Here is a 22,199-nt window from a genome sequence, read left to right on the forward strand (position 1 = left end):
AACACTGTCAGTGTCTTGCCCGCTTTCAGAAATGTCCGGTCAACGCGCGCCTCACAACGCGCTTGGCCCTCCCCTAGGAGCAACGCGCAAGCACCATTGTATCCGCCTTCAACCCACGTCATGTTCTGATCAAAGCACCGACAAGCTGCAGCCATCGCAGACACTGGAGGTGGCGTTTTGTGCGCGGGCATGGTCGTTCCTCATTCCGAGTCGCGTTTCTGCTCGACACGCTAATTTCACATTTGTACCATCGTCAATCATGAATGACACAAACATATCACAAACCGTTCTGAAGCGACTGACTGAAGAATGGAACGCCCTAACGCCAGAGGCGCAAAAAGCCGCGCGTTATGTGTTGGAAAACCCAACAGATGTGGGGGTTTCGACCGTCCGTGAAATAGCAGAGGCCGCCAAAGTTAAACCCAACACATTTGTGCGGATGGCGCGGCAGGTCGGCTTTGACGGGTATGACGATTTCCGGGAACCCTTTCGCGACGCTATTCGCAAGGGGCAAGCCTCTTTTCCTGACCGTGCCCGCTGGTTGCAGGACATCGGCAAATCTGGGGAACTGGGCACGCTTTATGCTGACATGGTTGGCGCAGCGATCCGCAACATTGAAGAAACCTTTGCCGGAATTGATGCCGACCGCCTGAAGAAAGCGGCAGAAGACATTTGGAACTGCCGGCAGATTTTCACTTTGGGGGTGGGCGTCAACAATTCGAACGCACGCAATTTCACCTACCTGGCGTCCACAGGGATGAAGCAATTCCACGCTATTCCACGCCCGGGATCAACACCGGTTGACGATTTGGCTTGGGCTGATGAACAGGACGTATTGATCGCCATCACCTGCCATCCTTACCGCACGGAAGTGATTGAGGCGATCAAACTGGCGCGGCAACAGGGACTGACCGTTGTGGGGATCTCGGACAGCCCGGCAAGCCCTGTGATACTGAACGCGCATCACGGTTTTGTTGTGTCCGCAGACACGCCCCAATTCTTCCCTTCCTCCGTTTCGACCATAGCATTGCTTGAAACTCTGCTGTCATTTGTGATCGCCGTTTCCAGCGACGAGATTGTTGAACGGGTCGAACGTTTCCATCGCCGGCGGCATCAACTTGGCCTTTACGCCTTTGAACCGGATTGATCCCCTCTAACTGGCGTTTTCGGCAAAACCTTTGACCCGCAGGTTTCGCGTGGCCCAAACCTCACTTCCGGTGCCTTAAACGCGAATCCTGACATGCCTGTGCTTCTCAGATGTTGAAATTCTGGGAGTGATACGTGTCCAATTTCAACGCGTACTGCCTTGAACCTGTTCTATTTCAAGGATTTCCGGGAATTTGAAGAAAACTGTCAAACCGTCGACAAATGGCCTTGTATTTCCAGCGTTTGCAAGGATATACCCGTCGGCGGAGACGTGGCCGAGTGGTCGAAGGCGCTCCCCTGCTAAGGGAGTAGGCGGGAAACCGTCTCGAGGGTTCGAATCCCTTCGTCTCCGCCATCCACCACAAATGTATCCCGCCATTTCGGTCTGTGCAGGGGCGCAGCTAAACGCTCGCTTTTTTGCGTCAGCCAATCAGCACTGCACGGATCATCGCATAGAATTCAGGTTATCGCAGAATATACCTCGGCAATTCGCTGGACGGTCCAATAGCAGGCGATGGCTGCGCATCCCACTGCCAAGCCCACACGTGTGGACATCCACAAACTGGCATTCGTGCGGTGGCAAATCACTAGCGCGGGCCATAGCGCTAGAATGATGACGACCTGGCCAATCTCAACGCCAAGATTGAAAGCAAGCAGGCTCTGCCAGATATCTGGTGATGTAACTTGCAAGATCTTGTGCAGTACAAAGCTGAAACCCAGCCCGTGCAACAGACCAATAAGCGAGGTCAGCAGGACCATTTTGGCCTCAGACTGCGCCTTGCTCGCGTTGCTCATGAACGCAGCGGCGGCCGCAATAACGATTGAAATCGCGATTCCGGTTTCGACGGCGGGAACAAACCACGCGCCTGATGGTACAAACCCAAAAAAGCCAAGAGACAACGTGATGCTATGCCCGAAAGTAAAGCCGGTTGCGCGCAACAATAATGCTCTGAGTGTCTGAGCGCCGATGACCAGACACACAACAAACAGAACATGATCCAACCCTTCCAGGATATGACGGATACCTTCCCAGACAAAACTCAGAAAACCTCCGTACCCTGCTTGCTTGATCTCCAAAGGCTCGATCATCAGGCCCCGAGAGCGCAAAATCTGTGGTGTTTCAGATGCGTAGTCGAGAATTAGATTGGCCGTTTGATCCTGACCCGGCAGGCCGGGGTCCAGCATATTGGCAATGCTGTATGATTGGACTGGGCGATCACTCTTGTAGTTCAGGACAAGATCGACAATCGTGTCACCGACGTAGAGCGGTGGCGCAAGGTCTGTTTCAAATTCAACGGCTCTTTGAGCTTCGTCCAAAGTCGCAAATCCGGGCTCATTTCCTACCCGATGCAAGCGAATTGCCTCAACCATTCCCCTGAGACGCTGATGATCGATCGACAGATGCAAGCCGTCCTCGGCCAATTGCCCCAATCCTTTGGGATCGTTCATAAAAGCCTGCAAGTCGACAAAGTGGACCAATTGACCATCACGCATGGCATTTGTCGTAAATGGTGCAGCTTCCGGCAGGGCATCGCCGTCGGAGTTGCCAAGCTTGTCCGCAACCAAATAGGGCATGGGCGTACGCATGTAGATTCGCAAGCCGTCCTCGGTATGCTCGACATGCGAAATTCGAACGTTGAGGTTCAGTAGAAAATGCGCCGAGGCAGATAGAGCCAGAGACAAAAGCAAGGTGACAACCAAGATGCCTAAAGCACAGTATTTTTGTCTTAGACACTTACGCATTTGGATCGCGAGCCTCGATTACAGTTAGTCCATTCAGTTTCCATTGACCGGCTTCCGGCACGATCTCGATCAGCGCTCGAAACGTTACAGCACGTATGTGGGCGTGCCCCCAATGGCCCCCTTCTGCCTGTACCGACCATTTAACCAACGTCTGAAAGCCGCCCGGTTCAGAGGTCGGATCGAGACGCTCCAATTCTGGACTGCCAATGTCAGTTGCTGCGGCGAGGCTGCCCCCCGGCGTGCGGATCGTGAGGCCCCGTTCAATCTCTGCTGCGATGTCGTCCAAAGACGCCGCAGTTACAATTGGCGTCAGTTCTGCCTTTCTCGCGGTCGGCGTCGTTTCCAAATTCACTGTGTTCAAATTCTCGATCATCGAACGCAAAATGCCTGCCGCAGTCTGCGGATCGGGAGGCGACGCGTTCCGCCAGGCCAATTCCGTAAAAGATCCAGAGAAATAGACGGTCGCCGGGACAGCGAAAATCAAGACCGCAAGACTGACGCGTTTTAGGACTTTTCCTGTGCCTGCCAGCACCAAAAGCAGCGATACGGCGCTAATGATCCCTGTAGCCCAAGCTAACCCGGGCCTTGACCCTTCTGGCCGTACCACGGGTATTTGCGAGACCGATTTTCTTTCATATTTCAGTAGGTGGTTTTGCCAGTGGAATTTCGGGTCCACAGGGGTCACCGCCCCGAAAAATGGTCCGGCAACGTCGTTGGAAATCGTTGCAACACGGGAAATCTTTTCATCAAACATGTCCCATGTGACCGTCACGTGTTCAGGAAGGTCCGCCAAAGGAAAAGATAGGATCGCTCCAACAAATGCATTGTTCGAGGACACTTCCTTTCCGGGTTCGACAACCTGAAAACCCTTTGACGTTAGCGTCAAAAGTTCTGCCGTTGCTATTGCCGGCTGAGCGGGTTTTCCATCGATGGACACCGCATTACGCGACGACAAAAGTTTTGCGGCCTTTTTTGTAATCTTTGCGCCGTGTTGTGGCGAAAGCTTATCGCCCACCCCGACTGTTTCATCAATCCAAGGTGCCAATTCGTGCAATCGGATCAGGGTTTCATGCCGAACTTCCCGCGGCTCAATATATAGAAAGGTCGATGTCCCATCCTGGTTTTTTCGATTCAGGTTTTTAGCGGAGAACCGGGAATACCAAGGATCAGCCCAGTGAATTTTCAATTCTGCCGGTTTTGAAAGGAACTTGAAATCCGTGACCGGAACGTCCCGATCAAAGACCTGCATACCGATGGTCGCAAGCGGTTCACCTTCCCGCGACGGTGGCAGAATAGTCAGCGTTTTGGGGTTTGGGGACAGAAACGGGTAGAACACGTTGACGAACAAGACGCGTGGATCGGTTGGCGGACTGGGAACAATTTGGCCAGAGAACGGATCACGCTGACCCGCAAGCGGCGACGCACGGTCTATACGCTTTCTGTATTCCACTTTTCTGATCTCAGGCGAAAGCGCCGGCCCATCACCTATAATAACTGACAGACCCAGGCTTTCATCGTGTTCAGGACTTTGCTTCAGACGACGCCCATTTCCCCCATGATCTGGCACCCATCGCTGGGGTAACAAACCTGCAAAAAGCGAGACATCGTCGACGTAGATTTCAAGATCCAAATAAACGCCATCCTCTGTGACATGAAAGATGGCGATGTTGGGTGCGACCTCGGACCCGTTGAATAGAACTACATCTGCCAAAACAGTCTGCGTGCTAGCGGCAAAAAAACCGAGCACCAGCAGTTGTCGATTCAGATACCGCCAAACTTGAATGTTATTCACCCTCGAAATTCAACAATGCCCAAAGTTCTACGCGCGATCCTACCGTAGTGCCCTTCCGAGCAAACCGATTTGGGCCGACGACATACCGCAATGACTGAAAATGGACATAGGCTCCGCAGTCTCTGGGCTGGTTTCACAAGCCTTGGCGACAATAGCACCCGCGCAACTTGAACCGGACGCAACCCGTGGCTTTATAAGATTTCCCAGTTTCACATACAGCCGGGCAAGACCGCTTCGCCTACCTAGTTATTGATCCGGCATTGGCGGTGGCGTGTAACCCTCCCATTTGCCCGCTTTGACTTTGTCTGACGGTTCTTTTTCTTTTGAACGCGGGGCATTGATGTACTCGTCGCTCACAGATGGTGGTAGCACATAGTCGTCAACACTCGCTTCCCGAACAACGATCTGGTCTTTGGTCACGTTGATCACCTGAAGATCCCGTGCAAGCGTGAGTGGTCCATCGTACGTCGAACGGACGCCTTCCAAAATCGCCTGGTAGTTTTCGGGCGAAAGAACAGAGTGATAGCCCAGCGCCATACGCGGTTCGACCGCGGACATCACTTTGCCAAAGGCCGCGGGTTCGGTATGAACGCGGGTGGCAACATAGGTCGCCTGTTTCATATCCCAGCCAAAGTACGGGGCCAGTGCATCAGGTGGAAGAAACGCCTCATGAGAAGCGATGTCCGCTCCTTTGGCATATTCGACATACCATTTGTTCGGGTAAGTATCTCCGCCGAAGACGTATTTCAGTCCATTCCATTCCAAAGAATAACTCACCGAGCCATCTAAGCTGTGGATCGCAGGCCAGGACCGGATCGTGACGTCGTTCTCCTGATAAACGATCTCGTTTTCCTGCATGTAATCGAATTCAGTGACTTCAAGCTTGGCGCCATCATCCGGCAGCGCTCCCGTACGTGTGGCCAGATCCCAAGCATAGGCTTTTGACATGCCCTCAACATAGGCTTTGGTGCCCAGTTCATCTTCTGATCCAGACGGGCCGAAGATGCGGAGCGGAGTGTATCTTCCCGACAGCCACCCCCCCACATGCAGACCCATGAAGTCTCCAACATGGTCGACATGCAAATGGCTGAAGAAAACCTTGTCGATCTTGGCAAAATCCGGTCGCAGCGAAAATAAGTTTCCGGTGGCACCAGTTCCAACATCAAACAGAAAAACTTCGCCGTTCCCAAGTTCGACATAAAACGAAATCGAAACGGCCGCCTTGGTTTGGTTTGGCATCCCGGTCCCCAATGCCGTGATACGCATCTCATCCTCAGCAAGGATTTCGGTGTTTGGGAAGTACGATGCGGGATAGACACCGTTTTCGATTTCAGAGGCGCTTCGACCGGTCGGCAATGCGTTTTGCGCCAAGGCGGAGCCAGCCAAAGTGAGACTTAACGCGAGAAACGTATAGGTTGCGGATTTTGTGATGCTATTCATTGATCCCCCTACTTTGCTAGGCGCTTCGGAGAACACGATATCGTGAACTCCTGGTTCACCATAGACTTATCTACGGTACTCCCATAGACTGCTCTATGTCAAACAAAGAATGCTAAAATCTGAATGTCCGAAACTGTCACCCGAGCGTCACCTCGAAACGCTGCAACCAAAGAGGATTGGATTTTGCTGGCATACAAAGTCCTCAACGAGGGCGGCGTTTCCGCGATAAAGATCGTGCCAATGGCAAAGCGACTGAACCTGACCAGCGGCAGCTTCTACTGGCATTTCAAAAATGTCCGGGAACTTTTGGACGAAGTGCTCAGATATTGGGAGCAAGAGTTGACGGACAATGTGATCGAAATAGCAAAAGCGTTTGAAGGCTCACCTGAAGACCGCATTCTCCTACTCATGAAGAAGGTCATTGCAGAAAATGCAGCCGTGCCTGATCACGCCGTTTCAGTCTGGGCGAACACTGATCAAAAAGTGAAAGCAACGTATCAAAGAACCATCGGCAAACGCTTCCGATTCGCCGCGTGGATGTTTGAACAAGCCGGGTTTTCAGTTGAAGACGCGAAATCACGCGGACGGCTTATGGTTACATCGTTAATGGGTGACTCTTCGACTGGCCTGAAAGAACAAGGCAATTGGGAAGAGGTAATAGAACGGGAACACGCTATCCTGATCGGGAAATAGACGATCAAAATTTCCAGAACGGCGCAATACTGGCCAATTTCAAGTCTGGCAATCAGTGCAGTTAGTGTCCGTCGCCATGTTGTTTTTGGGGCTGTTGATGGTCTGATTTAGGTTCGAGACTCATAGCCTATAAATGACGAGCGCTGCGAGTGCTATAACCCATCCAAATACTCCATTCTTGGTCACAAGTTGAGGTGTTGCGTGGATCAATTGAACCCACCGAGCAAATCTGCCGTTCAGTTTTCATGCGGTTTATAAGGGTCTGGCGCCCCTGGAGGGATTGGTGGGTATTTTTCGAACGTAGCGATGTGTTCCTGCAATTGAGGCAGCGCCTTTTCGGCCGCCCATGTGTGCGGAAAAAGTACGCTTTCACGCTCATGTGGATCGTTCAAAAGATTGTAGACCCTTGGCGTGTCGAAGGACTCTGTCGCTCCGAAGGCCGTCGTATTCTCTTTGAAAAGAACCTTCCAATCCTTCCATTTGACGCCAAAAATCTGTTCCCCCATGTAAACGATCACGCCTTCTCGGTTCGAGTTTGGCTGGGCACCCAGAAAGAACCCGGATTGATCGATGCCATCAAAGGCTCTGTCTTCAGGCACCTTGCCACCTGCAAACGCTGCAAGTGTTGGGTAGAGGTCCATCGAGTGGACGATATCGTTGCTTTCTGAACCTGCGGGAATCTTTCCCGGCCACTTAATCGCGAATGGCACGCGCATGCTGCCTTCAAGGCTGGTGAAGAGAGTGCCCCGCCATGGCCCGGCCGTACCATGCACCGCCGGGACCGGTGACACGTTGGCGTTTCCAACCGGCAGAGCTTCAGGGCCGTTGTCAGCAGTAAAGATCACCACCGTGTTGTCCGAAATGCCCGCACTTTCAAGCGCATCGACTATCCGACCGATGTAGGTGTCTGTCTGCCGCAATATGTCCGCCCAAACGCCTTTCCCAGTGGCTCCGTCAAACTCTTTGGACACGATATTTGGATAGTGTGTTTGAGTGTAGGCAAGATAAACGAAAAACGGCGCCTCTTCCTTGCTCTTGTCTTCGATGAAACGGATAGCCTTCTTTGTCAGGTCACCGTCTATCTCGCCGCGATAGTCCAGGTCGTAGTCCCGCGCCACAGTCGCAGGTTTGCCCGCAACACCCTGCATGACAACAGGTTCTTCCATGTTTGCGTCGGCAAAGCCCGGGAGCGAGCGCCAAACGGTTACATCAGTAGTCTCAACACCGTAAAACACATCGAAACCCTGGTTCGTGGGATAGCGCCCTTCAGTCCAGCCGAGGTGCCATTTTCCATACATGGCCGTGTTATATCCTGCGTCCTTGAGCATCTCGGCCATAGTGATCTCCCATTGAGTCAGACCGTAGACACCGCCGCCCAGAGGGACTGTATGGTTACCGCTTCTGATGCCATAGCGCCCCGTCATGGTTGCTGCGCGAGAGGGAGTGCACTGACTTTCAACATTGAAGTTTGTAAGCCTCAATCCCTCAGCGGCCAGCGCGTCCATTTCAGGAGTGGCCGTTCCACGGATTATGCCGCCACCGTTAAATCCCGGTTCACCCCAACCGAAGTTATCAAGAAATATGAAAACGATATTCGGCTTGTCCTGAGCTGAGGCGGTAGTGCCGACCAGAAAAGACAGCAACAGCAGGATTATTGGATAAAACAGAGTCATGCAGAAGCTCCCCCAAAAATACAACTTCGTCGACATTGGCGAAAAAATGGACCAAGGGTCAAGACTGGCGCCCCTTGTGGGCTCGCAACGGCCTTGCGGCGATGAAGCTGACCAAATTTGGTTCTGCTCCCGATAGCAGCCATCGCCAGATTTGCGATGCTCCCGGCTGTTCAACACCTTGACCCAATGTGTCGACATTCTTGCCCCACAGTAGTCGTTCACACAAATCGGACTGACCGACCGCTCCGTGCCAAGTCTGACACATCCACATGTTGAGTTTCTTAGCTTTGCTTACTGAAACTGCGACGATGCATGTGCATCACCACCGGTGCGATCACCGGCTGGAGAACCCACTTGGATTGACAATTAAGCAACAAGAAAAGCCGCAGGCAGTAAGGCAAGATGCCCAACATCAATCTGGATCAGTTTAAGTAGTTCTGAATTCCATCACGTAGGCAAGATATTGTGGTTCACCCTGAACAAGTTGTCGGGGTCATAGTTGCCCTTGATCTTGGAAAGCTTCTCACCGTTGTCACCATATGCTCCGGCCATGTGGTCCTCTTCGTCTTCGGGCATGAAGTTGACATATGCACTTCCGCTCGCGTGCGGTTGCATCTGGTCGTAAAGTTTTCGCGCCCAATCAATACATTCGGCATCCTTGCCGGGGTCTTCCCAACGCGTGTGAACATTCATGATGAAATGGGCGGATCTTTGGGGATAGGCGGTCGAACCGGCCTGAACACGTGCCATTGCGCCACCCACATGGGCAATAAAGACTTCACACGCCGGGTCTGGAAGACTGGAAATCGCTTTCAGAAGTCCTGAGATTGCGTCCGAAGAAAGTGCGTCGAAATCGTGGCTTTTCCAGTAATTCCTGGCACCTGGTGTCAACAACGGGTCGAAGGCGGCCTGCCAATCTACGAACTTATGGGGCGAGATCACATCGACAATAGGTTCACCAAGCGCGCGCAATGCCGTCATGGCTTTTTCACCTTCGTCCATCGGTCCGCTGTAGCAGGCTGCAAAGATCAGCACCTCGCGCCCATGCCACTCAGCCGGCAGGAAAGGCAGAGGAGGCGCTTTTCGCATCACGCTCCAAACGGTCAACTCATCCGGGGAATTGTCTGCAATGGTGGCGAATTCGGCCAGAAGCTCTGGCGCTTTCTCTATCGGATGAACAATGAGGCCAGACAAAACATCGGGTCCGAGTTCATGCAGTTGGAACTCGAATGAGGTCACAACACCGAAATTCCCACCCCCACCACGGATGGCCCAGAAAAGTTCAGGGTGGCTTGCGGGCGAGGCGGTTACAATGGCACCGTCCGCAGTCACGACCTCCGCTGAGAGCAAGTTGTCGATCGTCATGCCAAATTTCCGAGTGGTCCATCCAAAGCCGCCGCCAAGGGTAAGACCCGCAATACCCGTGGTCGAGTTGATGCCGACAGGAACAGCCAGCCCGTGTGCCTGAGTTTCGCGATCCACATCTCCTAGCAGCGCTCCAGGCGCAACCCGAGCAGTCTTGGTGACGGGGTCGACGTGCACGGACCGCATCTGGGACAGATCGAGCATTACAGTTTCATCTGCAACAGCGTGACCGGCAATCTGATGTCCACCAGAGCGAACAGACATAACGAGGCCGGCGTCCCGAACAAAGTTCACGGCCTTCTGCACGTCACTGGCCCCCAGCGCGCGGATTACGAAGCCTGGGTAACGTTCGAACATGCTGTTCCACGTTGTTCTTGCATCCTCATATTCAGGGGAGCCCTTCTGATAGGCCCCGCCACGAAGCGATGCATCAAGAGCGCCCAACGCGTCTTGCTCCACTGTTGCCGTACCACCGTCGAGTGTTTTCAGATCAAACATGCGTAAGCCTCCCTATTGTCAGGTCGGGCTTCTTGCAGCGCTGCCTCAGTCGATTTTTTTCCGTCGCGTGGTCCCGCGAAGGCGTTTCACTAAATTGGGAAAAAAATGTTGCAGGTCAGGCAAAAATTCCTGGGTCGATGCGATCCACAGGTGTTATCACGTCGGCGGGAATATTCAGGCGTTCGGCCGCCTTTCTCAGGCTTTCCTCATCCGGGGCTTCGTACAAGCAGTACGTTTTGCGCTTGTCTGCACTGAGAAACGAGAAAATCCACTCGACGCCGACTTCGTCATTGATCTCTTTGATGTGAATTTTGTCATCGTCTGTGACGTTAAGCTGCTCGGCGAAATTTCTTTCAATTATGTACCTTGGCATGAAGTCCCCCAAACCAGATTTTTTACCTTAACTCGCTACTCCTTCGAGCTTTGACCTTAGGGAAACCATACTCAATTTCTGTGAAGTTGCCAACGCTTCCCCTTCCAGTTGAAACGCTTGTTCCACATCGTCCGGCCGTCCCCGCCGCCTCAATGCGGATGCATAAGCCGCCTTGCTATGCGCAACCCAAGGCGGACATTTCATGCGGGTGTCGATTTCTATGGCCTTCTGGAACATCGCGTCAGTGACATCCCAATCTTTCAATACCGCGCTCAAACTGCCCAAGCGTCGCGCGGCTGCGCCAGTGCAAACTGTGGTTGCCCCTGCGGTGATCGTCAGGTCTTCGTATGGGGCGAGCATGTCAAAGAGAGTCTTAGCGTGTTCCTGATGCTCAACGGCGACACATATGTCCGCCAGATATGACAATGTCGTTGAATACATGGCGTCGGGAGGAAGATCGAAACCATTGGCAGCCATTTCATTCAGTATCCGTTCGGCAGGTTCCTTGTATCCAAGCTCGGCAGCGATAAGGCCAAAGCCGGGCTTCCACGAAATGTCTTCAGGGCTGTCTGTCATGAGTTGCTTGATCACAGGCGCAACCTCGTGCAGCCGGTTTTGTTCGCGGCGGATGGTGAACATCTGAACCCCAAAGACGCCCTCTACATGTTCCCCATGGGTCTTCCGACCGATCTTTACCGCTTCGGTGGCGTGTTTCTCTGCTTGCTCAAAATCGCCGTCCATTATTGCAACCATGGCGCGTGCGTGTTTCTGAACCCAATAGAGTTGCAGATGATTGTCCTTTTCCGAAATCTCAGTGAGCAATTCCAGTGAATGGTCCATCAACGCGCGGTCTGCCATCTCGGCACCCACAAACAGGCTGAGAGTGCGATCTCGCCCTTGATCGATGCTGCCAAGATGCTCGGCCACACCATGCATAGCCTCCAGGTTTTCGCGCCAATGGCGGGCGTCTCTTCCCTTCCGCGCAACAAATGGGGCCCCGAAATGCATCATCATTACCGAGAACTGGGATTTATAATCACCTAGTTTCGCGGCCAGTTCCATGGATTGCTGGCCGTAACGCGCCCCTTCGGAAAATTGACCAACGAACATGTGGGCGCGTGCAAGCTGGCTCATCAATCTACACCGACGGACTTCATCATCATCGGGCAAATCCCTCAGCGCACTATCGCAGAGATCAATTGCCTCACCGTGCCTTTCGCTGGACATCATACATGAGTCAGCGAAGTGGTTGGCCGCGTCAGCGGCCAGCTCTACGTTATGCAAGGCCCGGGCTGCGTTGGAAGCGTCCTTCAGAACCGCTATCCCTTCGGGCAATTGGCCCAAGCTGTCATGGCTGCGACCAACCAGGATCTTGCTTTTGATCAATTCTGAATCAGAGTCTGAGCCTAGATTTTCAGCAGCTCGTAGAGTTTCCTTAGCGTTGGTCATCGCTTCCTGGCTGGCAGATCGCGCCAACGCCATTTCTGTCGCAATCTGCCATTTTTCGAACGCAGCCCCCCAATCCTCAGCTTCTGAAAGGTGGCGGGCGACCAGTTCGGGACGTCGCTCGATCTCAGCGGACCGTGTTCGTATCAACGCACGCGCCACGTCTGCATGTTGCTGTTTTCGGGTCGAGCTCAGCATGGACTGATAGGCGGTATCGCGAATAAGGGCATGACGGAATACAAAATGCCCGCGATTGTGACCGCTTTCGAAGATTATGCCGGTTCGAGAAAGCTCTTCGAGGCATTTGTTGATACCAGAATCTGCAAGACGCATCGCTGCATTCAATATGCTTGGCTCAAACTCTCGGCCAATAACAGAACTTGTAAGTGCGACTTGTTTTGCCTCGGGCGAAACCGCGTCGAGACGCGCCATCAACGCGCCTTTCAAAGACGACGGTATGTGGATTTGCCCGTGCTCTCCCGCCTCGACAATCGCTCGGGTCAGCTCTTCCACGAACAAAGGTACACCGTCGGTCTTTTCAATGATCGTAGCAATCAGGGCGTCATCCGGTTTCTTGCCTGTAATGTTTTCGACAAGGTTTGAGACATGCGCAGAATCGAACCGGCGCAATACCAGAGACTGAACGTGCGTGTCCCCGTCGTCTCGAGCCAGTTCCCACCCGGGTCTGTGGGTTATCAGGATCATCAGAGGAAGATCGGTGCAGATCGATTTAAACCGCTCCAACAAGGCTTGGGTGGAAGGATCGATCCAATGAGCATCTTCGACGCACAGAATTACCGGGCGCACGCTTGATCGCACTTGCACGGTGTGGATCAAAGTTTGGATTGTTATGTCGCGCTGCTCCTGCGGTGACATCTCGAGCACCTTTTGGGCGAGCGCACTACGAGGTGCGACCAACGCTGCAAAGACAGGCAGAACTTGTTCCCAGTCCAGCCCGCGCCGCCCTTCAAGCATATTCCGAACATGTTCAAGGATCAGATTGTCGTCGAACCCCGGTTCGACCCCAGCGTCCTGGGAAATTCGTTGGGCAACCGGATGAAAGGGGCTACTGCTGAGATAAGGGGAACAGTTCAGTCTTATGACATCGGCTTGGTCGCTTGCGGCGATGTCAGCAAGAAATTCTTCTGTAAGTCGCGATTTTCCAATCCCGGGTTCACCAGACAGCAGAACAACCTCTCCGTGACCATTCTGAGCACGTTGCCATGATTGCAGTAGTATCCCTTTTTCGTAGTCGCGGCCAATCATCGCGCTGGCGGCATCATCGCGATGTGAAGCTCGAAACCGGCTTTCCGCACTGCGCTCAGACACCACTTTCAACAGAGTACGTGGTTCAGCAAAACCTTTTAGCTCTGTCTTCCCAAGGGGTTGAAATTCAAATATCCGATGCAAGGCTGTCTCGGTTTCCTCCACGGACAATACGACCGAGTTTGGCTCTGCATGTTCCTGAATCCGCGCCGCAAGATTGACGACCGGGCCAGTCATAGCCCCTTCTTCATATGTATTTTCGCCGATGGTGTCGCCGACCACTACATCGCCGCTTGCAACACCCAGCCTCACCGACAAGCGCTCTCCGTCGGGTGTATTGAGTTCCCCGACGCGCCGAACAGATTCAAGACCGGCTTTTATCGCCCGAATTGCGTGATCTTCGTAAGCCCTCGGCCAGCCAAAAAACACAAGAAGACCGTCTCCCAGATATTTTGCAACGTAGCCGCCATACCGGCTGACGGCTCCGGCAACGGCGTCTTGGTAGTTCTGCAGCAAGCCCCGCATGTCTTCGGGATCAAGACGATTGGTGAGTTCCGTCGAACCGACCAGGTCGGCAAACAAAACCGTTACGTGACGCCTCTCTGCAGTGACCGGTTCACTATGCTTCCGTATAAGCAGATCATCACTTTGCGCATTATCTGAGGTGGGCGCTTGTTCACGAACTGCTTGTGATGACGAGGTTACGTACTGTTGGTCGGCGCGTTCGTGGATTGCAGCGAGGATGATCTTGCGATGACCAAGGCTCACCCCGAGTTCCTTTAAGTCGTCGCCAGACAATAGTGGTAAAACACGCGCATCAATATCGTTTTCCGCAAAAACATCTGCGTACTGACTCAGGTCGAGATCATTTAACCACTGGTCTATTTCAGCCGACATCTTAGGATCATGCTGAGATACGCTGCGCTAATCAAGAACTCTTCCTGTTTTGCGATGGCGGCCATCGGCACCTTGTTGATCCGCTCGCAAACCAATTTAAGGTCCAATAGCTGAGCGTCTTCGCGTGATACTACCTCGGTCGATATGTCTTTGAGAAGCTCGGTGTCGTAGGTGCAGACGAAAGGTTCCGGATTGGCGCATTGAAAGACTGTGACCTTGGCTTCGCTGTCCCGTTCTAGCCGCATGGCGACGCTATTGTGGTCAGTCAACATTTCCTGACCTTGTACGTTCACGGAGCCAAAATTGAAGGTCATCCTAGCAATTGGGGGCGAGCGTGTTTACAACACAACGGTTTCGGTTCGTTGGCTTGTCTTCTGAAGCCTCTTCCATATCGTTTGATTGATCTTCCCGTATCGGTAGGATGGATTAACCTTCAAAACTGTTTGGGGTTCAGAATGTACAGGTATGTGTTGACAACATTGGCTTTGTGTTATGCAAGCTTACTTCAAGCTGCTGGTATGGAACGCTGGGGTGAATCCGGCGATTGGACAATCCTGATTGATCCCGAAAAGGGCAACGGCTGCCTTGCGTGGAAACCGTTTGAAGGTGACATGACCGTTGAAATTGGCGCAGCGCCCAATCAGGCTGGCGGGTTCTTTGCGGCCTACAATCCCGCCTGGGTTCAAATCGAGGACGGGGCGACCGGGATCGTACAGTTCGATTTTGGTGATGCGAGATTCGAAGGCGAAGCGGTGGGTGTCTTCAAGAATGGTGTGCCCGGTGGCTACGCCTTTTTCGACAACCCGGCGTTTGTAACTGAATTCGGAAAGCGTCAAAGCGTCACGATTATTGGCGAAAGCGGGACCGAGATAGAGCTTGATCTCAGCGGGTCTGCAAAAGCCATCGAGGCGGTTCTGACATGTCAGGCCGAGCAGCCTGAACCATTAAAGAACTAGGTCGCGTCCTGCTATTGCAATTGATTGATGTCCGGCACACAGGGTTGCCTGTCGACAGGCATAGCATCAGCGCCTTCTGGGGCCTTGTTCCTTGACCCACCCACGTCCAGTTTGAACTTTGGCGACGAAAGCTGGCCAGTCACATCAAAGGGCCACGCGCTTCGGGATAGCGGTTTGCCAACGCGACGGGGCTCTGCTCTGATCGCTATGCTATCGTTCAGCCAGTCCACTTGTCCCCTGGCCACCAATTGAACCGATCCCGTTTCAATGACGATGGAGTTTGAACTGACCCGCCCGGCCTGAATATCAACCGGGGCTACCACACAAGTGATGTCGGTGTAGCCTTGTCTGAACTCCTCTGAAAACAGCCACGGGAATATGCCCAGCCCGGCTAACTCCAGTAGACTGGTACTAATGTAACCTTGCGACATCGACAAAGACGCATTGCCGCGCATCGAGTTGACGAAGGCCTTGCCCGAGGCGGGGCTGCCAGAAACGTTGAACTCACCACTCAAACGCCCGTAGGCATCAATACCAATCCCCAGTTCATCAAGGATTTCACCGAATTCCCATCCCGAGGTTGATCCTGACAACGAAAGCCAATCAGGTGAGTCAATCAGATCCATCACCGCCCGCAGGCTGAAGTTTCCGCCACCATAAGCCATCTGAAGAGGTCCGAAATCCACGGTTCCGTCTTTGGCAGACAATTGGCTTGAAACAGATGTTACGCCTTGCTGGCCTACAATCTCTTTGAAATCGATCTGCACCTCAACATCAGCCTCTTTCATTACACGTTGTAAATCCAAAAGATCGGCAGGTTTCCATTTCTCCTTTGGCAACACCAGGGGCTGAACGTCTGTTTCCTTCGGCAAAACCAAAGGCTGAACTTCGGCTTCAGGTTCTTTTGATGCCTCGCCTACCAGGCCTTTCAGTTGGTCCAGCACGGCGGTCAGGTTCTTCAGGTCGTTGAGATCGAGCCTCTCGCTCGTAATGTTGCCACGGACGACGGATGCACCTTCGGGAAACCGCGCATCCAAAGCCGCAAGAAGATCGGAAGACCCGGCCTCGAACTTGATTGCGGCATCAAAGTCCTCACCCTGCCTGGAGGTTTCAGCATCGATAGCCAGTGCGCCAATTTCAACAGGTTGCAGGTTGAGTGCGGTGAGAAACTGGGCGCTGTCGTCGACGTCCAGTTTCACGTCGAAATCGAGACCGGCCAGCCCTTTTAGCTCGTTGACAGATAGTGCGAGATCAAGCGCCCAGAGATCGGTGCCATAGTTGGTAGCATTAAACCTATTGAGTGAAACCGGCCCGCCCACATTGGATATGTTGAAATCGGCCTTGATGCCGCCGAACTGGTCGACAAAGCCTTCATCTAGGTCCGGTAATATCAGTTTAGCGGGCCCGTCGAGCATACCATCGAAAGTTACGTCCTGAAGTTGGAGCAGATCGAGAATTTTACCTTCGGCTTTCAGGACCGGCTCCTCGATCGGTCCGGCTTGTAGCGCAATGCCCAACATGGCCAGGCGACCATCGGGCATGCGACGTATGCTTTCGATTGAGGCTGGCCCAATCACGTCCAGCCCCTGGTCGAATGCGTTGGTCTTAAACAGCAGTTTTTCGAATTCGAAAGACGCCAGAGATCCCACCATGTGCATCTCAAACCCCGAGAACTTCAGGTCTTGGAAGCTCTTTGCCGCGCTCGGCGGCTGTCCCTCAGGGTGAAGGCGGGCATCAAAGATCAGATCGACGCCCTGAGCGGTGTAAAGGTCATCTATCGAACCCTCAGCTTCGAGTTTCTGTCCATCCTCAAGATTTATGGTGGTCGCAAAGCTTTCGATCTTGAGCGCATCCTGGGACACAAGCTCTGCCTGAAACTGGCCGTTGCCTTCCAGAACACGATCTAACCCAACGACTTCGAGAAAATCGCCAAATTCACCGGTGTCCATCTCCAAGATTGCGCGATAACCGCCACCTTCGTCTTCCGAGAAAGGCTCACCATCGTAGCTTACGGTCATTTCGCCAAAACTGGCTCGCGTCGTAAACGGCGCGCCGCGAGGGTATTCGCCTTCAATTTGGAACCCTTGACCGTTGACAGAGCCCGACCCCGAAACCCTTGTGTTCTGCCCGCCATACAATTGTTCCAGGGCAAGAGATTGGAGGTCGAAAACAAAGGCAAACCCCGAAGCCTGGTCATCTATGTTCAATCCGATGGACGTAAAGCTCACATTCTTGTCGCTCAAAAACGTAAGGATGCCGTTGTTTTCCGCGCCTTCGTCATCGGACTCTCGAACCTCTATCGACGTTTCCAGAGTTTCTTCTGCCGCGATGCTTTCAGGTTCAGAATTTGGTGCTGAATGGCCCTTGAGCCAGCTAGTCGTGCCATCAGCCGCAGTTAGGAAATTCGCTTGCAGGCCATCTACAACCAGATTGTCAAAGTGAAGGCGCCCATTGGCCAAAGCGGCAATATCCAACTCCAATTCCAGCCGATTTAACTCTGCAAGTGAGGTATCTTCCATTGAAAGGCTTGGGATCACCACGCCGCCGACATAAATGTGGGTAATGCGGCCCGCCGCGATGCGCACATCGTCGTTGACCAATAGTGGTCGGTTGATTTGTTCCGAAAGAACCTGTTCTACAAGTTCACGCCGCATATCCGAGAACATTGGAGCCGCAAGCAACAGCCAAACAAAAGCGACTGCTGCGAATGCCAGAAATGCGACTGTGCCTATTATTCTAAATAACCAGGTCCTCATTCGCTTCCCTGTCGTCGTTACATTGTTCAGTCTATCTGCAATTTTGAGATCGCCAAGCCTGCTGGCAGGTTGGTTCACAAATATGAAGGTAACGCTCTAGGCATTTCATGCCCAGAGATCCAAAGCTGTAAGGATTCGAGCATCCCGTTCGTTTGGGTCCTCACGGAAATGAAACAACCCGTCTTCGACCCACGTTGTCCAATAGGTCAAAAGGACCAGTGTTGGCTCGGGTAGTCACTCACAGATCAATCAAGTCAGCGATTTGGCAGGAACCCCAGATTGCTGCTGAACGTTACATTTCTTCTGTTGCAGAGAAGTTATCTGCGTTTATGTCCCGGAAATACAGGGCAATTTGATCGCCATGGTCAAAAAAAGCAAAGCCCGTCGATGAGACGGGCATTCTTAACGACGACTATTCGCTAGGTTTGTTTTCGTGATTATGATTTGCACCTCTGAGCTTCGTGTTATGAGGCTGACGGTGTTAAGACGTTAAGCAATTGATCCGGTGGATCGATTGTAGTCTGAACGGGCTGTTTGGATTTTGGTTGCGGGGACAGGAATTGACCTTTACCGAACGTTTGCGAAATTCGGGTCATAGCGCGACGAAACGCGCCCATCAGCTAACACCTCTTGGCCACACTATTGCCGATTAACAATCGTTTTGAGGGCTAGTTCGGCAGATCGTGATAGGTGACAAGCAACATCGCCCGGGCTATTAGTGAAGCCTAGCCTGGTTGCCGGACGTTGACGTTCGAGCTTCCTCAGGCGGATTGCGCCTCTTCGCTGTCATTGCTAAATGCCATCGCGAGAGAAGAGATACCGTCAGAAATTAGTTCAATTCCAAGCAAGATGCCAAGAGCGGAAAGTGCAGAAACAGGCCAGTTTAGGAATATGATGACGGCCAATGCGACAGATGCAATTCCGGAAATCAGAACGGCCCAGAAAAACCTTCGGTCTTCGAGTGCGAAGGATAGAACTATTTTCGCCATGCCTCCAAAGAGGAACAAAATTGCGAGCATCGTCGTCAACGCCACCATACCCTTCAGCGGATGACCCAGAATTGTGACGCCGAGAAAAACGGCTAAGACTCCTATCAGGATTGTCCAAACCTTTGCACCAGCGCTTTCCGCTCTAAATCCAGTAAGCACTTGAACAACGCCTAGCGCAATGAATACCCATCCTACCAGTATGGTTGTGAAACCACTGGCAAGCACTGGGTTAGCCAATGCATAGATACCACCCAAGATCGATACCGTGGCCATAAGAAGCCAAAGGAATTTATTTTTCATTTCCAAGTCCTTGTTCGCTACGTTGCCCCATTTGGCTTCTAAAACCAGCACTGTACAAGGAAATCTATATCGTGGTCATCGCGTTTTCCCTCTGATGTTGGCGCAATACATCACTGCTCGTATCTCAAAACTTTTGGCTACGTGGCCTTTTCAGAAGCATCTGGCTTGTCGCGGGATCGGTTGGCTAAGCTCGAGTTCTCATAGCCCGCAAGTGTGCTTGAAAAGACTGAATTGGATTTGCGCAAAGACAGTAACGCGTGCTTGGTTATGTTGGCGTTCGATTGCGTTTGGTAACCGTATGCCCTTGCAGCGTTCTTTCAAAGTAAATCCGCGAGTGGCTGCACCGAACCCAAATAAGTATTTAGCACAAAGCCCAGAACACGGGGGCTAGACACCAGGAATACATCGGACCAATCTCACCGCTCCAGAACCGTATACTCCGTAACCACGAGAGTCATGGAACTATTGGCAATTAGGATTTAGACAGAGCCTCACGAAGCGCCCTCTCATCACTTACCGACAACGAAGTCTCGATCACTTCACCCTTGAGCCCCTCTAATTCGTTCAAGACCTTTGTGGGGCGACTGGTCCAACCGATCATCGCAAGCGCCGAGGTATCCGGCTTCAATTTATCTCCGAGACGGGCCGAAAGAGCATCTTCCATGTCTGCGTCGTCAAGTGCGCCGGCCAGCATGCCAGTACTCGCTCCAACCAGCCCGCCCGCAAGAAGACCTGCCGCGGGATTGCCTGCAAGCGCGCCCAGCATCATTCCGGTTATTCCACCGAGGCCAGCGCCACCCAAGTAGCCTTCAGCGGTCAGTGTCTCGGAGTTTCGAATTCGGATTTCACCACCATTATCCCGAGAAACCACGATGACGTCGTAAAGATCCACCTCCCACTCATTCTCCATCTTCATCAGGCGAATAAGGGCCTCGTCGGCAGTGTGACGACCTTCAAACAGTATAATTGCCAAATTGCTCATAACTTTTTCCTCCAAATGCAAGTGAACTTCGATTAGGTGTTATGCAGTGGGTCGAATGGCCTTGAAGAAGCAATTGAAGCCACTGTCTTGTTCGCGAAGTCGAGATCACTTTCCAGCCAAATTGGCCGTCATCTGCTCCATGACTTGGTCAATCGAGAAACTCGCCGGTCTCTGACGTGGTGGGAACTCTTCGAACGTCGCCAGGAACCGAGCCACAAATTGCTGTGCAGGCACTAAGAAGAATACTCGATCCAGCATCCAATCGTAGTATGTGTTCGAAGTAACATGTGCCCGTTCGAACGGATCGCGCCGTAGATTGGTGATGAGCGGAATACGCAGCGGTGTCCAAGGCTCCATCCAAGCGCGGAAAGTAGCCGTCGCTTTCTGCTCCATGAAAATCATTTTCCAGTCTTGATAGCGCAGCGCGGTCAACTCTCCGGTGTCCGAGAAGTAGAAGATTTCCTTTCGCGGGCCCTCATCGACTTCACCAAGCAGGTGCGGCAAGAAGTTATAGCCATCAAGATGCACCTTGTACTCCCGCCCGATGGCTTGCACACCACCACCGAGCAATTCTTGCTTGATGTTCGGACGGCCAGCCGCAGCCAGGAGCGTCGGCAACCAGTCCATCTGGTGTATGATTTGGGTCGAAATCGAGTCTGCGGGTATTTTTCCGGGCCAGCGAACGAGCGATGGAATGCGCCAGCCACCCTCCCAGTTAGTGTTCTTTTCGCTGAAGAACGGCGTCGTTGCCGAATCCGGCCATGTGTTAAAGTGCGGACCGTTGTCGGTGGAGTAATGCACAATTGTGTTTTCGGTGATACCCAATTCGTCGAGTGTGTCGAGCAATTGTCCAACATGCATATCATGTTCAACCATGCCGTCCGCATATTCGTCTTGGCCGGATATACCGGTTAACTCTTTTTTAACATGGGTTCGGAAGTGCATTCTGGTCCCGTTCCACCAAACGTAAAACGGCTTACCCTGTTCATGAGCCCGACGCATAAAGTCGATTGCCCCCGCGATAGTCTCTTCATCGACCGTCTCCATGCGCTTCTTCGTAAGCGGCCCGGTGTCTTGAACCATCCCATCTGCGGAGGACTTTATTACTCCCCGCGGTCCAAAAGCCTCTCGGAATGTACGGCCATCATCGAGAACCGTATCTCCCGGATAATCACGGTTTTCCGGCTCTTCCTCAGCGTTCAGATGATAGAGATTGCCAAAGAACTCGTCGAAACCATGATTAGTCGGCAAATGTTCATCGCGGTCACCTAAATGGTTCTTGCCAAACTGGCCAGTCATGTAACCTTCAGCCTTCAGCAATGCGGCTATTGTTGGGTCCTCTTCCTGCAACCCAAGTTCCGCTCCGGGGAGCCCCACTTTGCTGAGGCCCGTACGATAAACAGACTGGCCAGTTATGTAGGATGAACGGCCGGCCGTGCAGGATTGTTCACCGTAGCTATCGGTAAACATTATGCCTTCCTTTGCTATACGGTCGATGTTCGGTGTTTCGTATCCCACGATGCCGTGGGCATAGGCTGAAATATTGGTGCGACCAATGTCATCTCCCCAAATCACCAGAATATTCGGTTTGTCTTGGGCATAAGAGGACGTTGGTGCAAGAAATGCTGACACCAATCCGAATACCGCCAGAAGAGTCTTTAAGGGGTCGGAATGTATCATGTTTTCACCTAAGATCTGTACGAAATCGAGAATTTTTTACTTTCGAACAATTCATACCATCCATTTGATACGGCTCATCGTTCGGATTGAAATTACTCAGCGAAGGAAGGAAGTATGTCGGCAAACACGCAAGAAACGCTCCGGAGCGCTGTCTTTGCCCCGTAAAATTGGGCCACTACTTTGGTCGAGAGGGGGGAACAAGGG

15 protein-coding genes and 1 tRNA gene are annotated in these 22,199 nt (G+C 52.6%); 4 read left to right on the top strand and 12 right to left on the bottom strand.

The window, feature by feature from the left end; all coding sequences use genetic code 11:
• Positions 1 to 259 precede the first annotated feature (259 nt).
• Positions 260 to 1,147 (top strand): MurR/RpiR family transcriptional regulator, encoded by an 888-nt coding sequence (locus GOV91_RS07570; RefSeq protein ID WP_171235027.1) that lies wholly within the window; start codon positions 260 to 262, stop codon positions 1,145 to 1,147.
• 264 nt (positions 1,148 to 1,411) lie between these two features.
• Positions 1,412 to 1,501, top strand: a tRNA-Ser gene (locus GOV91_RS07575).
• A gap of 104 nt (positions 1,502 to 1,605) precedes the next feature.
• Here GOV91_RS07575 and GOV91_RS07580 read toward each other — a convergent pair.
• The 3 genes from GOV91_RS07580 to gntH all read right to left on the bottom strand — a co-directional run bounded on the left by GOV91_RS07580 (position 1,606) and on the right by gntH (position 6,121).
• Positions 1,606 to 2,835, bottom strand: a complete 1,230-nt coding sequence (locus GOV91_RS07580) for a HupE/UreJ family protein (protein ID WP_171235028.1) — start codon at positions 2,833 to 2,835, stop codon at positions 1,606 to 1,608.
• 46 nt (positions 2,836 to 2,881) lie between these two features.
• Complete coding sequence (locus GOV91_RS07585; RefSeq protein WP_171235029.1) at positions 2,882 to 4,600, bottom strand: hypothetical protein; 1,719 nt, start codon at positions 4,598 to 4,600, stop codon at positions 2,882 to 2,884.
• Between the two features lie 327 nt (positions 4,601 to 4,927).
• Positions 4,928 to 6,121 carry a guanitoxin biosynthesis MBL fold metallo-hydrolase GntH gene (gntH, locus tag GOV91_RS07590; protein WP_171235030.1) on the bottom strand — a complete coding sequence of 398 codons (1,194 nt, stop codon included), beginning with the start codon at positions 6,119 to 6,121 and terminating at the stop codon, positions 4,928 to 4,930.
• Between the two features lie 123 nt (positions 6,122 to 6,244).
• On the opposite strand from gntH, the gene GOV91_RS07595 reads away from it, so the two are divergent.
• Positions 6,245 to 6,814, top strand: coding sequence for a TetR/AcrR family transcriptional regulator (locus GOV91_RS07595; RefSeq protein WP_171235031.1), 570 nt, complete (start codon positions 6,245 to 6,247; stop codon positions 6,812 to 6,814).
• Positions 6,815 to 7,050: 236 nt separating this feature from the next.
• Here the strand turns inward: GOV91_RS07595 and GOV91_RS07600 are convergent, their stop codons facing one another.
• From GOV91_RS07600 to GOV91_RS07620, 5 genes are all read right to left on the bottom strand, one after another.
• A complete protein-coding gene (locus GOV91_RS07600) occupies positions 7,051 to 8,487 on the bottom strand; it encodes an arylsulfatase (RefSeq protein WP_171235032.1) in 1,437 nt (478 codons plus the stop codon).
• Between the two features lie 447 nt (positions 8,488 to 8,934).
• A complete protein-coding gene (locus GOV91_RS07605; RefSeq protein ID WP_171235033.1) occupies positions 8,935 to 10,350 on the bottom strand; it encodes an FAD-binding oxidoreductase in 1,416 nt (471 codons plus the stop codon).
• 115 nt (positions 10,351 to 10,465) lie between these two features.
• On the bottom strand, positions 10,466 to 10,723 hold the full coding sequence (locus tag GOV91_RS07610; RefSeq protein WP_171092613.1) for a DUF4242 domain-containing protein: 258 nt from the start codon (positions 10,721 to 10,723) through the stop codon (positions 10,466 to 10,468).
• A gap of 27 nt (positions 10,724 to 10,750) precedes the next feature.
• On the bottom strand, positions 10,751 to 14,332 hold the full coding sequence (locus GOV91_RS07615) for an adenylate/guanylate cyclase domain-containing protein (protein WP_171235034.1): 3,582 nt from the start codon (positions 14,330 to 14,332) through the stop codon (positions 10,751 to 10,753).
• Positions 14,317 to 14,604 carry a hypothetical protein gene (locus tag GOV91_RS07620; RefSeq protein WP_216599819.1) on the bottom strand — a complete coding sequence of 96 codons (288 nt, stop codon included), beginning with the start codon at positions 14,602 to 14,604 and terminating at the stop codon, positions 14,317 to 14,319. The genes GOV91_RS07615 and GOV91_RS07620 overlap by 16 nt, the downstream gene beginning before the upstream one ends.
• Positions 14,605 to 14,787: 183 nt before the next feature.
• Between GOV91_RS07620 and GOV91_RS07625 the strand changes: the two genes are divergently transcribed.
• Positions 14,788 to 15,288, top strand: a complete 501-nt coding sequence (locus tag GOV91_RS07625) for a hypothetical protein (protein WP_171235035.1) — start codon at positions 14,788 to 14,790, stop codon at positions 15,286 to 15,288.
• An 11-nt stretch (positions 15,289 to 15,299) separates the two neighbouring features.
• Here the strand turns inward: GOV91_RS07625 and GOV91_RS07630 are convergent, their stop codons facing one another.
• From GOV91_RS07630 to GOV91_RS07645, 4 genes are all read right to left on the bottom strand, one after another.
• Entirely contained in the window at positions 15,300 to 18,044 is a 2,745-nt protein-coding gene (locus GOV91_RS07630; RefSeq protein ID WP_171235036.1) for an AsmA family protein, read from the bottom strand.
• Between the two features lie 761 nt (positions 18,045 to 18,805).
• Positions 18,806 to 19,333: an HdeD family acid-resistance protein gene (locus GOV91_RS07635; RefSeq protein WP_171235037.1), complete on the bottom strand. Its 528-nt coding sequence runs from the start codon at positions 19,331 to 19,333 to the stop codon at positions 18,806 to 18,808.
• A 472-nt stretch (positions 19,334 to 19,805) separates the two neighbouring features.
• Complete coding sequence (locus GOV91_RS07640; protein WP_171235038.1) at positions 19,806 to 20,315, bottom strand: DUF1269 domain-containing protein; 510 nt, start codon at positions 20,313 to 20,315, stop codon at positions 19,806 to 19,808.
• A 105-nt stretch (positions 20,316 to 20,420) separates the two neighbouring features.
• A complete protein-coding gene (locus tag GOV91_RS07645) occupies positions 20,421 to 21,995 on the bottom strand; it encodes an arylsulfatase (RefSeq protein WP_171235039.1) in 1,575 nt (524 codons plus the stop codon).
• Positions 21,996 to 22,199: the final 204 nt, after the last annotated feature.

The sequence above is a fragment of the Ruegeria sp. HKCCA6837 genome, assembly GCF_013034475.1.
In the GTDB taxonomy this organism is placed as follows: domain Bacteria; phylum Pseudomonadota; class Alphaproteobacteria; order Rhodobacterales; family Rhodobacteraceae; genus Ruegeria.

Coding starts and splice junctions, on each gene's coding strand:
- GOV91_RS07570 (WP_171235027.1), top strand. CDS start 260: ATGAATGACACAAACATATCACAAACCGTTCTGAAGCGACTGACTGAA.
- gntH (WP_171235030.1), bottom strand. CDS start 6,121: ATGAATAGCATCACAAAATCCGCAACCTATACGTTTCTCGCGTTAAGT.
- GOV91_RS07595 (WP_171235031.1), top strand. CDS start 6,245: ATGTCCGAAACTGTCACCCGAGCGTCACCTCGAAACGCTGCAACCAAA.
- GOV91_RS07600 (WP_171235032.1), bottom strand. CDS start 8,487: ATGACTCTGTTTTATCCAATAATCCTGCTGTTGCTGTCTTTTCTGGTC.
- GOV91_RS07605 (WP_171235033.1), bottom strand. CDS start 10,350: ATGTTTGATCTGAAAACACTCGACGGTGGTACGGCAACAGTGGAGCAA.
- GOV91_RS07610 (WP_171092613.1), bottom strand. CDS start 10,723: ATGCCAAGGTACATAATTGAAAGAAATTTCGCCGAGCAGCTTAACGTC.
- GOV91_RS07615 (WP_171235034.1), bottom strand. CDS start 14,332: ATGTCGGCTGAAATAGACCAGTGGTTAAATGATCTCGACCTGAGTCAG.
- GOV91_RS07620 (WP_216599819.1), bottom strand. CDS start 14,604: ATGTTGACTGACCACAATAGCGTCGCCATGCGGCTAGAACGGGACAGC.
- GOV91_RS07625 (WP_171235035.1), top strand. CDS start 14,788: ATGTACAGGTATGTGTTGACAACATTGGCTTTGTGTTATGCAAGCTTA.
- GOV91_RS07630 (WP_171235036.1), bottom strand. CDS start 18,044: ATGAGGACCTGGTTATTTAGAATAATAGGCACAGTCGCATTTCTGGCA.
- GOV91_RS07635 (WP_171235037.1), bottom strand. CDS start 19,333: ATGAAAAATAAATTCCTTTGGCTTCTTATGGCCACGGTATCGATCTTG.
- GOV91_RS07640 (WP_171235038.1), bottom strand. CDS start 20,315: ATGAGCAATTTGGCAATTATACTGTTTGAAGGTCGTCACACTGCCGAC.
- GOV91_RS07645 (WP_171235039.1), bottom strand. CDS start 21,995: ATGATACATTCCGACCCCTTAAAGACTCTTCTGGCGGTATTCGGATTG.